Origin of the sequence: Acidaminobacter sp. JC074 (assembly GCF_022496765.1) — a bacterium.
Classification (GTDB): Bacteria; Bacillota; Clostridia; order Peptostreptococcales; family Acidaminobacteraceae; genus JABXKX01.
Genome location: NZ_VANV01000013.1, coordinates 124599 through 137306 on the forward strand (window position 1 = coordinate 124599; position 12708 = coordinate 137306).

The 12708-nt window shown below is 36.5% G+C and carries 13 protein-coding genes and 1 pseudogene; 5 read left to right on the top strand and 9 right to left on the bottom strand.

From position 1 onward, the window contains the following. Positions 1 to 121: 121 nt before the first annotated feature. Together EZV73_RS15635 and EZV73_RS15640 are read right to left on the bottom strand one after the other, a co-directional pair. Entirely contained in the window at positions 122 to 343 is a 222-nt protein-coding gene (locus EZV73_RS15635) for a BrnA antitoxin family protein (RefSeq protein ID WP_240841338.1), read from the bottom strand. Further along, positions 321 to 587: pseudogene (locus tag EZV73_RS15640) on the bottom strand (BrnT family toxin); the annotation flags it as partial. The pseudogene EZV73_RS15640 and the gene EZV73_RS15635, both read right to left, overlap by 23 nt. Positions 588 to 911: 324 nt before the next feature. Between EZV73_RS15640 and EZV73_RS15645 the strand changes: the two are divergent. The 4 genes from EZV73_RS15645 (at position 912) to EZV73_RS15660 (ending at position 5850) form a co-directional block, all read left to right on the top strand. Next, positions 912 to 2090 (top strand): radical SAM protein, encoded by a 1179-nt coding sequence (locus EZV73_RS15645; RefSeq protein WP_240841340.1) that lies wholly within the window; start codon positions 912 to 914, stop codon positions 2088 to 2090. A gap of 64 nt (positions 2091 to 2154) precedes the next feature. Beyond that, positions 2155 to 2643: a molybdenum cofactor biosynthesis protein B gene (locus EZV73_RS15650; protein WP_240841341.1), complete on the top strand. Its 489-nt coding sequence runs from the start codon at positions 2155 to 2157 to the stop codon at positions 2641 to 2643. Positions 2644 to 2735: 92 nt separating this feature from the next. Next, positions 2736 to 3686, top strand: a complete 951-nt coding sequence (locus tag EZV73_RS15655) for an L-lactate dehydrogenase (RefSeq protein WP_240841342.1) — start codon at positions 2736 to 2738, stop codon at positions 3684 to 3686. A 391-nt stretch (positions 3687 to 4077) separates the two neighbouring features. Continuing rightward, complete coding sequence (locus EZV73_RS15660; protein WP_240841343.1) at positions 4078 to 5850, top strand: ABC-F family ATP-binding cassette domain-containing protein; 1773 nt, start codon at positions 4078 to 4080, stop codon at positions 5848 to 5850. Positions 5851 to 5925: 75 nt separating this feature from the next. On the opposite strand, the gene panD is transcribed toward EZV73_RS15660, so the two are convergent. From panD to EZV73_RS15680, 4 genes are read right to left on the bottom strand one after another with little or no spacing between them, the layout of a single operon-like run. Beyond that, positions 5926 to 6309: an aspartate 1-decarboxylase gene (gene panD, locus EZV73_RS15665; protein ID WP_240841344.1), complete on the bottom strand. Its 384-nt coding sequence runs from the start codon at positions 6307 to 6309 to the stop codon at positions 5926 to 5928. Between the two features lies 1 nt (position 6310). Then, a complete protein-coding gene (gene panC / locus EZV73_RS15670) occupies positions 6311 to 7159 on the bottom strand; it encodes a pantoate--beta-alanine ligase (RefSeq protein ID WP_240841345.1) in 849 nt (282 codons plus the stop codon). Further along, positions 7160 to 7990, bottom strand: coding sequence for a 3-methyl-2-oxobutanoate hydroxymethyltransferase (panB, locus tag EZV73_RS15675; protein WP_240841346.1), 831 nt, complete (start codon positions 7988 to 7990; stop codon positions 7160 to 7162). Beyond that, on the bottom strand, positions 7990 to 8811 hold the full coding sequence (locus tag EZV73_RS15680) for a Rossmann-like and DUF2520 domain-containing protein (protein ID WP_240841347.1): 822 nt from the start codon (positions 8809 to 8811) through the stop codon (positions 7990 to 7992). The genes panB and EZV73_RS15680 overlap by 1 nt, the downstream gene beginning before the upstream one ends. A gap of 317 nt (positions 8812 to 9128) precedes the next feature. Between EZV73_RS15680 and EZV73_RS15685 the strand changes: the two genes are divergently transcribed. Next, positions 9129 to 10205 (top strand): nitronate monooxygenase family protein, encoded by a 1077-nt coding sequence (locus tag EZV73_RS15685; RefSeq protein WP_240841348.1) that lies wholly within the window; start codon positions 9129 to 9131, stop codon positions 10203 to 10205. Between the two features lie 31 nt (positions 10206 to 10236). Here EZV73_RS15685 and EZV73_RS15690 read toward each other — a convergent pair whose 3' ends face one another. The 3 genes from EZV73_RS15690 to EZV73_RS15700 all read right to left on the bottom strand — a co-directional run bounded on the left by EZV73_RS15690 (position 10237) and on the right by EZV73_RS15700 (position 12708). Next, on the bottom strand, positions 10237 to 10980 hold the full coding sequence (locus tag EZV73_RS15690; protein WP_240841349.1) for an IclR family transcriptional regulator: 744 nt from the start codon (positions 10978 to 10980) through the stop codon (positions 10237 to 10239). 61 nt (positions 10981 to 11041) lie between these two features. After that, entirely contained in the window at positions 11042 to 11815 is a 774-nt protein-coding gene (locus EZV73_RS15695; protein WP_240841350.1) for an enoyl-CoA hydratase/isomerase family protein, read from the bottom strand. A 2-nt stretch (positions 11816 to 11817) separates the two neighbouring features. Continuing rightward, entirely contained in the window at positions 11818 to 12708 is an 891-nt protein-coding gene (locus tag EZV73_RS15700; RefSeq protein ID WP_240841351.1) for a 3-hydroxyacyl-CoA dehydrogenase family protein, read from the bottom strand.

Here is a 12708-nt window from a genome sequence, read left to right on the forward strand (position 1 = left end):
TTTTATGTTTTCAACTATGTTTTTTATGATAACATAGCCATACTTCTTTCAAGATGTATGGTAGCTTCCAAACTATAACAGGGCGTTACACTCCCCTAACTTAATAGAGGAGTCACTTTACTTATTCATTAACTGCATGATTCTTTATATATTCACGTAATGCTGAGTTCAAAAGTGTTTGATAACCTATTCTTTCTTCGGAAGCTTTCTTTTTGAAGAAAAGAATAATATCGTCATCTAGGCGAATTATTATCGACTTCTTATGAGGTTTATAAAATCGTCCCCCTACTCCTTTTGAAAAGTCATATTCATCTTTCATTTCATAATCTTCTTTCATACTCATATTGCCTTCTTTCATGGTTAGTTGCATTTCTCGCTGATATAATTCTAATTATTTCATCGCCATCGTCGTCAAAATATAAATGTGCAACAACTAAAATATATTGTTCATGAGTTGTTCCAACTGCAATCCACTTTTCTTCAAAGGAACTAAATCTCTCGTCATGTATACTTGATTGAAACGGATCGAAAAAAACTTCTCTTGCTTGTTCAAAACTCACACCATGTTTTTCTTTGTTGGTTATGTTTTTATTTTCATCCTACAATAATTTCAAAATACATCCTCCTAATTAAAATATACAATAAGGATTCAGTATTATCACTACATTGTACATACACAAAACAGTCGGCTTCACCATATACAATCAGTAGTTCTCTTTCTTTACCTAATCACTTACTAGAAATACTACTTCCTTTATTATTAATGTTTCATGTATAACTCCAAAGAGATGTACACTACACTTATCCCAGATTTTCTAACTATTTTGTAGGGTAAGAATAGTTGTAGTCAAAATCGTCGAGCAATCGTCTTACAATATGGTGTACAATATAATCAGGAAATGGAGACTATAATGAGAACACCACAGTATAAAGAAGTGAAGAAGATACTTTATAAGGACCAACATCCCGATAGTTGGTACGTTAACTTCTATCGAATGTCACCCTACCTTGCCTGCGAGCACGGGTGTACCTACTGCTATGTAAGAGCTGAAAAGTACAACATTGAAGGGAATTTTGAACAGGATATTGTTGTTAAGCAAAACACACTTGATCGGTTAAAAGAAGAACTCCCTAAACTTAGAGAGTATGGCACTATTGGCATTTCAACAGGTACAAGCGATTCTTATCAACCTATTGAGAAAGAACTAGAAATTTCTAGAGAAACACTCAAGTTAATCAGGGATATTAGGTATCCGGCTACCTTCTTAACAAAATCAGTTTTAATGAATCGTGATATTGATATCTTCAAAGATATGAAGGCCTATGCAGACATACATATCAACATGACACTTACAAGTCTCGATGAGGAAGTCACTAGAATATTTGAACCCAAGGCACCTTCTGTTAAAGAAAGAATAGATTCCATTAAACTTTTAAAGGCAAATGATATTGGTGTGGGTATTTCTGCTATGCCCTTACTTCCCTATATTACAGAAACAAAAGAAAGCATAGTCAATCTATTAGATCAACTCAAAGCCCTTGATGTAGACTTTTTAATTCCTATGGTCCTAGCATTAAATCCTGGTCGACTTAAAGAACTTTACTTTGAAACATTAAAAGCTCATTATCCTCACTTGGTCAACAGATACAGAGATCTGTACTCAAACAATACAGACTATGGTGGTCCGCGCTACAGCAATAAGAAATTCTATCAAGATATGACAGATTATATGAATACCATTGGCCTTGCTCAAAGGCTCCCGCTTAGGTACTATAGGACCCAGTATAACAATTACCATACAATAGAGCTTTTACTGGATCATATGCTGGTCTTGTATAAGAGTAGAAATATAGATATTACGAGATTGCGAGCTGCAAACAAACGCTATTTGGCATGGTTAAAAGAAGAAAGAACTTATGTAGCTAGAAGAAGAAATCTCAAGTTTGACTTAGTTGATGAAAAAGTAGATGGTCTCTTAAGAAGTGATGAGTTTGATAAAATTATTAAAAATAGAAAACTCTCAAACTTTATCAGAGAAATCATCATAGATGGTGCTGATTACGATTATTGCACCCTTAAGTTAAAATAATCCAGAGTTATTTATCCTTTACAATCCCATGGTAAATGATTTAATCTAGACTTGGAGGTAAATTATGTTTAAAGTATGTATTATTACAGTAAGTGACAAGGGTTCTATCGGTGAACGCATCGATAAATCCGGTGAAGTTATAAGAGACTTAATGGAAGCTGCAAACTACCAAGTCCTAGAAAAAGTTATTTTACCAGATGAAGTAGATCTTTTAAAAGAACAAATGATAAAATGGGCTGACAACCAGACTTGTGATCTAATCTTAACAACAGGCGGTACAGGCTTCTCTCCAAGAGATTTTACACCTGAGGCTACCAAGGCTGTTATTGATAGAGAAGTGCCTGGTATACCAGAGGCCATGAGAGCTTACAGTCTTTCTATAACAAAAAAAGCCATGTTATCAAGGGCAGCTGCTGGTATTAGAAAATCAACCCTGATCATCAACCTTCCAGGTAGTCCAAAAGCTGTTAAAGAAACACTAGAATATATTCTTCCGCCTCTTGAACATGGTTTAGAAATTATGACAGGCAAAACAGGAGAATGTGCTAGATAATCCTTCGGGATTTTCTTTTTAGTTTCTTTTTATACCATTTTAGTATTGTTTAATTCTTCACAATGTTGTATAGTGGTCTTGAGGAGGACAATATGAAAAGTCATACAAATAATAAAGTTGTTATCATAGGTGCGGGTTATGTAGGTTCTACGACTGCTTACACCTTAATGCAATCAGGTTTGGTATCAGAAATTGCTCTAATAGATCTAGATATTAAAAAGGCCGAAGGCGAAGTAATGGACTTAAACCACTGTTTATCTTTCACAAAACCAATGACCATTAAAGTAGGAACATATGAAGATTGTAAAGACGCAGATTTAATTATCATGACAGCAGGCCCTTCCATTCAACCAGGTGGTACTCGATTGGATCTGGCAAAACAGAACAGTCAGATCATGACCTCTATCATGAAAGAAATCGTTAAATATACAAGAGAGGCAATCATCCTTGTTGCAACTAATCCGGTTGATATTTTGACACAAGTCGCTGTCGAATCGGTTGATTATAATCCTAAGAAAGTTTTAGGCTCTGGTACGGTGCTTGATTCTGCAAGATTTAGATACCTACTCAGCCAACACTGCAAGGTAGATGCTAGAAATGTACATGGTTATATATTAGGTGAACATGGTGATAGTGAAGTTGCAGCATGGTCTTTAACAAACATTGCGGGCTCTCCACTAGAATCATACTGTGATAACTGCAACTCAAATGCATGTCATGGTCTTGATAAAGAAGGCATTTTAAATCAGGTCATCCATGCTGGCTATCATATCATCGATAGAAAGGTAGCAACCTATTATGGTGTTTCTACAGCCATTAAGCGTATCACAGAGGCTATTTTAAGGAATGAACATTCAATACTAACTGTATCGAGTCTCTTAAACGGCGAATATGGTATAGATAAGATTGCCATGAGTGTCCCTACCATTGTTTCTTCTGAAGGTATTCATAAAATTGTTGAGTTGAACTTAACAGATGAAGAAAGCAAACTACTTAAGAAAAGTGGTGACAAGCTACAAGAAATTCTTAATTACATTAAGTAGCCTTTTGGGGCTACTTTTTTGGTGTAATGATTCTGTAACCTAATCCTTGTAAAAAAAGTGATATGATAAAGGTGAATCAAATCGATACAGGAGAATATAAAATGACTATTATCAGTATTAAAGTATCGACTATGACCACAGGCGTTTGCTTCGAGTAAAGAAATTAATTCTATATTCGGTGAGCTATGTTCGGAGCAAATGTTTGTGAGTAGCCGTAGTCTCAATTTAAAAAGTATACCTTAAACACTTAGGCAAGTTTATATGCTGAATAAGGGTCTTTTTGCCATGGAGATTACTGATAATAATAACCTACTCTACAACTGTTTTTGTTGTAGAGTTTTTTTGTCATAAATGAACTCTGAACATACTCCCATTCATTAAGGAGGAAAAAATGAGTTTAATAGCAGTAAACAATATTCGAAAAGAATACAGAAACAAAGTTGTACTAGCAGATGTCAGTCTGCAAGTAGAAAAAGGAGAACGAGTTGCCTTAATCGGTCCAAATGGTTCAGGCAAAACCACTCTTTTAAAGATTATGATGGATCAAGTAGAACAAGACCAAGGTCAGGTCTTCACTTCAAAGCGCGTAAAAATAGGCTATCTGTCTCAGTACCTTGAAGATTTAGAAGTAGCAGATGTCACTGCCCTTCATCTAGAAGAAATCGATAGGCTTGAAAAGAAACTTAAATCACTCGAAGAAAAAATGGCGACACTCGACTATGAAAAGGATGACTATCAGCCTATCCTTGATAAGTATGAAAAAACGATGGCATCCTTCGAACTCTTAGATGGTTATACCAAGCAAAGTATGATTAAAAAAACTCTATTAGGCCTGGGCTTAAAAGAAAGTGCTTTAACACGCCCCATCAACAAGTTGTCTGGTGGTGAAAAAATGAGAGTGGCCCTAGCTAGAATACTGATCAACGAACCTGATTTATTGGTACTTGATGAACCTACCAACCACTTAGACATCAAGGCCATTGAATGGCTAGAAAACTATCTTAAAAAGTTTTCAGGTGGGGTCTTACTTGTATCTCATGACAGGTTCTTTCTAGACCGGGTGACAACAAGAATCGCAGAACTTCAGGGCGGACATTTAACCACACGAAAGTGTAATTATTCATCCTACCTACACCAGAAAAGTCAATTAAGAGATTACTATCTGAAAGAACAGAAAAACATCGAAAGACACATTAAAAGTGAAAAAGCCATGATTACTAAGCTTCGTAAGTACAAGAAAATCAAGCAATCTCAGAGCCGTGAAAAACTTTTAATTCGGTATGAAGAAAAAGCCAAGGAAATGATGATGCATCTAAAGTCTACAGAAAACCTAAAGAGTATTTCTGGTCCGGCCCTTACTTTTCAACCAATCAAACACTTGAGTCATGAGGTACTTACTATAGAACATTTAAATAAATCATTTGATGATTTGCACCTTTTAAAAGATGTGGACCTAACCATCTATGGCGGTGAAAGAGTAGCCATAATTGGTCCAAACGGATGTGGTAAAACAACACTCATCAACATCTTTCTAGGTTTAGATAATGACTACACTGGTCATGTCGATTTTGGTAAATGGGTAGATTATGTCTATTTAGGTCAGGAGGTGTCATTTGAAGACGAGTCTCTTTCAATACTGGAATATATGCATACAAGATATGAGATGAAGGATTCTGAAATAAGAAAACATTTATCTAAGTTTCAATTTTACGGTGACGTCTTAAACAGTCAGATAAAAGATTTAAGCGGCGGTGAAAAAGTAAGGATTATCTTAGGAGAAATGATGCTTAAAAATCCTCACTGCCTTATTCTAGATGAGCCAACAAACCATTTGGACTTAGAATCAAGAATTGCCATTGAAAAAGCCATCCTAGCTTACAAAGGGACTATTATAGCAGTCTCTCATGACCGCTATTATCTCAATAAATGTGTTGACAGGTTAATCGAAATTAAAGATGGCCACCTTATTGATCATAAAGGTAACTACAGCTCCTATATCGGTCAGATGATGACAGAGCCTAAGACCAGTGGTTTACAACTAGAAGAGCAAATAGAGCATTTAGAAAGTAAAATGGAAGACCACAGCAAGTACTATGGAAAAGATGAAAACTATCGTCTACTTGAAGCCAAACTTAACCATTTATATGAACTTTATATCAACTAAAAAAAGTACCTTTTACTCAAGTTTAGAATGAGTAAGAGGTACTTCTTATATTATGATTACTTTGATTATATCAAATTATTTTATATCTCCATGCTTCTCTTCATGGGCAGTTTCTGTAATTTTATTATCTTCATCAACGAATACAACCATTGGCTCAAAGTTTTCAGCTTCTTCTGGTGTCATCATTGCATATGCTATGATAATAACACTATCTCCTGGTTGAACCAATCTTGCAGCAGCACCATTTAAACAAATAACACCAGAACCAGGTTCTCCCTTTATGACATAAGTTTCAAGTCTTGCACCATTGTTGTTGTTAACAATTTGAACACGTTCTCCCGGAATGATACCCGATGCCTTTAATAAATCTGCATCAATAGTGATAGAACCAACATAATTTAAGTTTGCCTCAGTAACAGTCGCTCTATGAATTTTACCTTTAAACATGTTAAGTAACATATTATACCTCCAACCTTAAGTTATCAATTAATCGCGGCTTACCAACTTTAACTGCCAGTGCAATTAAGATGGTGCCCTTTAATGTGTCGATTCTTTCTAATGAAAGCGCATCAACAATTTCGACGTAATCTATAATAGCATAGTCTACTGTACTAATTTTGTCAACAATTCCTGAGATAATCTTTTCAGCACTTGTCTCACCAGCAAGTATCTTGTCTTTAGCTTCAAATAAAGACGCTGATAAAACCAAGGCATCTTTTCTTTCTTTTTCAGAAAGGTAAGTATTTCTTGAACTCATAGCAAGACCATCAGCTTCTCTGTGAATTGGACAGGGTACAATCTCTAAATCCATGTTTAAATCTTTTACCATTCTCTCTATAACCGATACCTGTTGAGCGTCCTTTTGTCCAAAGTAAGCCCTGTCAGGTGCAACCATATTGAAGAGTTTGGTAACCACTGTTGCTACGCCTCTAAAATGTCCGGGTCTAGAAGAACCACATAATACACCAGTCATATCCCCTTCCACATCTACATAAGTTGAATAACCTTGAGGATACATTTCTTCAACAGTTGGGTAAAACAAGATATCTACACCTTCTCCTACCAGTTTGGCCTGATCGCCTTCTAAGTCTCTTGGATAAGCATCTAGGTCTTCATTTTCACCAAACTGAGTTGGATTGACAAAGATAGAAACTACAACTATATCATTGTTTTCTTTAGCTGCTCTTACCAAAGATAAATGTCCTTCATGTAGAAAACCCATTGTAGGTACAAAACCCACCGACTTGGCCTGAAGCTTTTCAGCCTTTATAGCCTGTCTTAACTCTTTTACTGAACCAATAATCTTCATTTAATATAATTTCTCCAACACTTCTTCTTTTATAGTAAATGTATGTTCCTTAGCTGGAAATACACCTTCATTTATTTCATTTATATAAGCTTTTGTCGCTTCAATGATATCAAGACCAGTTTCCTTGTATCTCTTAACAAACTTAGGCTGTAGGCCCTGATACATACCAAGGACATCTTGGATTACAAGCACTTGACCGTCACAGTCTTTACCAGCACCGATACCAATGGTTGGAATACCCACAATATCCGTAATCTTCTTTGCAAGCTCACTTGGCACACATTCTAGTACAATGGCAAAAACACCCGCTTCTTCTAGTGCTCTGGCATCATCAATGATGGCCTGGGCTTGCTCTGCTGATTTTCCTTGAACCTTAAAGCCACCAAACATATTGACAGATTGAGGTGTTAAGCCAATATGGCCAACAACAGGTATCTTAGCTGCAACTAAGGCTTTGATCTTATCAACCATCTCAATACCACCTTCAAGCTTAACAGCATGTGCACCAGCCTCTTTAATAAACCTACCGGCATTTCTAATGGTATCTTCAACACTTACATGGTAAGAAAGAAATGGCATATCACCAATAACAAGGGCTCTTTTAGCGCCTCTAACGACTGCCTTAGTATGATGAATCATATCATCCATTGTCACTTCTAACGTTGTCTCATAACCCAGCATGGTCATACCTAAAGAATCACCAACCAAGATCGAATCCACACCTGCATCATCAAGTAACTGAGCTGTTGTAAAATCATATGCTGTTAACATCGAAATTTTTTCACCCTTGTCTTTTGCATTTTGAAAAGACGTTACAGTAAATTTTTTCATTATTTTCTCCACATCGCATCTAAGATGCTTTTCTTATCTTTATCCATGATCAACCTATCAGTTGTCATCTCACCTAATAGTCGATATGCTTCTAAATCTAACCCGTCAAGTTCAGTCATATGTTTTTCTAGGGTCTTGGTATCTGCTCTTTGTATAGGACCTGTTAGGGCTTTTTCTGTACCTTTCAAATGAATATTTGATAAAGTCGCTTCAATTAAAGGCTTCATGGCCTTTAAACCATCCTCTTCTTCTATACCTATAGAAGATAAGATCCTTGAACCATAATTCATAAGTGTTACCAAGTAATTAGAGAAAATACATGCTGACAAGTGGTACTTATTCTTTTGCTCTTTCGATAAGATAAAATATGGATTACAAGTCTTTGAAACAAGATCCATGAGCTTATCAGTATCACCTTCTAGAGCAAAATAAGCTTGTTTTAAATCCATCACTGCTTTATCTGTATCTGAAAATGTCTGAAGTGGATGCATTGAACATGTAAAAGCACCTAGTGCCTTCAGTTCTTGAAGTTCATCTGATGTCATTGCACCACTTGTATGAACAAAAGTCTTACCTTTTACATCAAAAGAAGTTAAGTCTTTTGCCACTGATGAAATGGCATTGTCACTGGTTGTGATAAAAATCATATCAGATTCATTCACAAGTGTTTCTAAATCACCATAAAGGCAATTCACATACTTACATGCTTTTTCAGCAGACGACTTAGACCTACTGTTAAAGTAGACAAGGTCCACATGATTTGAAATATACTTAGCTAAAGCTTTTCCTACATGACCAGCACCTATAAATGAAACTCTCATGATACCTCCAAAAAAACAAAAATACGCGCCTAAGCACGTTACGATAAACTCACGAAAAACAAGACTATATCAATTATAGGCTTTCATGAAGTATAAACCGTCTCCGTCCTTATGGCTCAAAGCAGTGTGTTTTAAAAGAAAATTGTTAGGGTAAGGCTCAAAAGATACCTTCCACTTGCAGTGTAACACACCATTTAACATATTGCAAATAGTAAGTAGTTTGATGATAAAACATTAGAACCTACTACTAATACCTACTATTGACTTTACTATTAAATTTGGGTATACTCAATCTAACAGAGTAAAGGAGTCGATTTATGAATATTTCGGAACTTAAAATTGGTGATAAAATAGCTAAATTGCCAATCATTCAAGGCGGTATGGGTATCGGCGTGTCGCTTTCAAAACTGGCTTCAGCAGTGGCTAATGCCGGCGGCATTGGTATCATTTCCGGTGCACAACCAGGTTACAAAGAACCTGATTTCAGAACAGATAATGAAACAGCCAATCTCCGCGGATTGGAAAAAGAAATTAGAAAAGCAAAAGAACTCAGTCCAGAAGGCATTATTGGTGTTAACTTCTTAGCATCAGTAACCAACTATGCTGACATGGTTAAACTAGCTGTACAAGAGAAGGTGGATTTAATCATCTCAGGTGCTGGTTTACCTAAGAACTTACCTTCATTTGTAATAGGTACAGATACTAAAATCGCACCTATTGTATCTTCAGGTAAGGCAGCATCTACGATTACAAGACTTTGGACAAAAAAATACGATTATTTGCCAGATGCAATCATCGTTGAAGGTCCAAAAGCTGGTGGTCATTTAGGTTTTTCTGTTGAAGACTTAAAAGAAAACATGCCAAATATCAAAGATATTGTCGCAGATGTATTACAAGCTGTAAAAGAGTTCGAAGAAAAGTATAACAAGAAGATCCCTGTAATTGCTGCAGGTGGTATTTTCTCAGGCCAAGATATTGCGGAGTGTCTTGAACAAGGAGCTGCTGGTGTACAAATGTCTACCCAGTTCGTTGCAACAGAAGAGTGTGATGCTCATGAAAACTTCAAAGAAGCCTATATCAACTCACATGAAGAAGATATCCAATTGATTGTCAGTCCAGTAGGTCTTCCAGGTAGAGCACTTAGGAATAAGTTTGTTGAAACTGTAGAAGCATCTAATCAGAAGATTAAGCACTGTTACAGATGTTTAAGAGGATGTAATCCTGCAACAACACCTTACTGTATCACAGAAGCCCTAGTAGCTTCAGTAGAAGGCGATGTTGACAACGGCTTAGTTTTCATTGGGTCTAACGGTCATAAGCTTGAAAAAATCACCAAGGTTAAAGACTTAATGCAAGATTTAATCGATGAAGCAAATGCATACTTTAAAAAGTAAAAAATAGAGCTACTCAGTTGAGTAGCTCATTTTATTTATAACCAAGCTCCTTCGATAAGAGCTCTGCTCTACGTCTAACAGATTTAATCAAGGTCTCTTTAGCATCATCTATCCTACTTGAAGGACCAATAATACCAATAGAAGCAATCACCTCACCCGTATAATCTCTTACAGGCGCTGCGATACCTGAACCATCTTTTACATACTCCCCTTGAGAAATAGCATAACCTTGTTCCTTAATGACCATCAGGTTATCCACTAAAGCCTCTTTAGAATCAATGGTCTTATCAGTAAAGCTTTCTAATTCCCTTGAAGCATAATCTTCAATGAAGTCTGAATCTGAATTTGCCAAAAGTACCTTTCTAATTGCACCACAGTGAAGGGGTACACTCGTCCTAAGCGCATCAAAAACTTTCAAGGCTTGTGGCCCTTTAACTTGCTCCAAAAAAACACCTGTGTACCCATCTACAACAGCAAGATAGGAATCCTCGAGTGTTTCGTCCGTTAGATCCTTAAGTGCCTTGTAGCCAGTTTTTCTTAAATCCACATAATTACGTGCTTTAAGTCCAAGTGAAATCAAACTTGGGCCAAGATAATAGTCTTGAGTAAAAGGGTCTTGCTCAGCAAATCCATACTCTTTTAAGACTGCCAACAATCTATGAACTGTAGATGGCGGTAACTCCGACATTCTACTTATCTCTGCAATTGAATACTTTTGATTATCAGAACCGAGTAGGTTGAGTAAATCTAATGTTCTTCTAACACTTTTAGGCATTTTCTCCTCCATTTCATCTAAGATAATCATAACTGATGATACCCGTTTAGACAAGCAAAAATCACTTATTCAAGAAGTCAGGTTGTCGTTTGTTTAAAAATGCTTCTACACCTTCTTCCTTATCAGTAGATGCACAAGATAAAGCATGTACATAAGACTCAAACATCAAACCAGAATGCATGTCCACACTGCCAGAAATGAGAACAGCTTGTTTAGCATAAGATACAGCAAGCGGGGCTTTAGAGGCTATTTTTTTACACATCTCTACCGCATCATCAAAAAGTGATGCTTGCGATGAAATACTTGTAATCAAACCATAAGTCAGTGCTGTTTCAGCATCTATTCTTGTCCCAGTTAAGATCATCATCATGGCCCTAGCTTGCCCAATAACTCTTGGTAATCTTTGCGTGGCACCATCACCTGGTGTTATACCTAAATTGATTTCTGGCGCTGCAAAGCTTGCCTTTTCAGATGCCATCCTAATGGTACATGACAGGGCAAGTTCCAAACCGCCCCCCAAAGCATAACCATTTACAGCTGCAATCACAGGAAAATGTAGATTTTCTATCATATTAAAGACTTCTTGTCTTCTTTTGGTTACATGTCTGGCTTCAATGAAATCACGTTTATCCAGTTCATTTATATCCGCACCTGCCATGAAGGCTTTTTCACCAGCACCAGTAATAACCATGGCTCTAATATGACGCGTATCCTCAAGCTTTCTGATTAAGTCGTATAACTCTTCAACAAGTTCATGACACAGAGCATTGACGGGTGGCCTTTTAATGGTCAAAATGGCATATTGGTTGTATTCTTTAAAATCTAAATAATTCATACTTACCTCACATGAATAAATTGTAGGGCTTTTTTACCAGCCTCAGAGTATTCATAAAAACCTTTACCAGCCTTTTTACCAATTTGGCCAGCAGAAACCATTTGTTCTAATAAGAAACATGGTCTGTACCTAGCGTCACCTGTTTTTTGATAGAGCATCTTGGTCTTGGCTAAATGAATATCAATACCAATTAAATCAATCAACTCAAGAGGGCCCAGCTTATGGTTGCAACCTAAAACACATGCTTTATCAATATCAGCAACACCCGCAATACCTTCATGAAGTACCCAAACCGCTTCATTTAGTAGACCCGCAAGAATCCTACTGGTAACACCAGCTGGTCCTTCCCTATAAGTCACAACAGGATCTTTACCAAGACTGATAGCCAAGTCTCTTGCTTTATCTGTGGTTTCCTTTGATGTTAAAATACCAGGCATGATTTCAAGCAGTTTCATGATGTGAGCTGGATTGAAATAATGAAAACCAATCAACTGAGTCGGGTCCTTTAGTTTCGAAGAGATTTCTGTAATTGAACACGAAGTTGTATTGGATAAGAAAATAGCCTCATCCTTCTTTATAGCTTCCATCTTTTCAAAAGCCATTTTTTTAATTTCTACATCTTCAATAATGGTTTCAATGATGAAATCGGCTTCTTTACAGTCCTCTATCTTAGTACTAGCAGTTATCAAACCCATTGTTTTATCAAAAGCTTCTTGTGTCATTTTGCCCTTTGCAAGACGTCTACCTAATGAAGCTGAAATCATATCGATATTTTCTTTAACTTCATTTGGAAAGACATCATTGCAAAAAAGGACTTGATAACCACTTTGAGCTGCATTAATGGCTATACCTCTTCCCATAGTGCCTGTGCCGTATACAAATATTTTTTTCAT

Coding starts and splice junctions, on each gene's coding strand:
- EZV73_RS15635 (WP_240841338.1), bottom strand. CDS start 343: ATGAGTATGAAAGAAGATTATGAAATGAAAGATGAATATGACTTTTCA.
- EZV73_RS15645 (WP_240841340.1), top strand. CDS start 912: ATGAGAACACCACAGTATAAAGAAGTGAAGAAGATACTTTATAAGGAC.
- EZV73_RS15650 (WP_240841341.1), top strand. CDS start 2,155: ATGTTTAAAGTATGTATTATTACAGTAAGTGACAAGGGTTCTATCGGT.
- EZV73_RS15655 (WP_240841342.1), top strand. CDS start 2,736: ATGAAAAGTCATACAAATAATAAAGTTGTTATCATAGGTGCGGGTTAT.
- EZV73_RS15660 (WP_240841343.1), top strand. CDS start 4,078: ATGAGTTTAATAGCAGTAAACAATATTCGAAAAGAATACAGAAACAAA.
- panD (WP_240841344.1), bottom strand. CDS start 6,309: ATGTTACTTAACATGTTTAAAGGTAAAATTCATAGAGCGACTGTTACT.
- panC (WP_240841345.1), bottom strand. CDS start 7,159: ATGAAGATTATTGGTTCAGTAAAAGAGTTAAGACAGGCTATAAAGGCT.
- panB (WP_240841346.1), bottom strand. CDS start 7,990: ATGAAAAAATTTACTGTAACGTCTTTTCAAAATGCAAAAGACAAGGGT.
- EZV73_RS15680 (WP_240841347.1), bottom strand. CDS start 8,811: ATGAGAGTTTCATTTATAGGTGCTGGTCATGTAGGAAAAGCTTTAGCT.
- EZV73_RS15685 (WP_240841348.1), top strand. CDS start 9,129: ATGAATATTTCGGAACTTAAAATTGGTGATAAAATAGCTAAATTGCCA.
- EZV73_RS15690 (WP_240841349.1), bottom strand. CDS start 10,980: ATGCCTAAAAGTGTTAGAAGAACATTAGATTTACTCAACCTACTCGGT.
- EZV73_RS15695 (WP_240841350.1), bottom strand. CDS start 11,815: ATGAATTATTTAGATTTTAAAGAATACAACCAATATGCCATTTTGACC.
- EZV73_RS15700 (WP_240841351.1), bottom strand. CDS start 12,708: ATGAAAAAAATATTTGTATACGGCACAGGCACTATGGGAAGAGGTATA.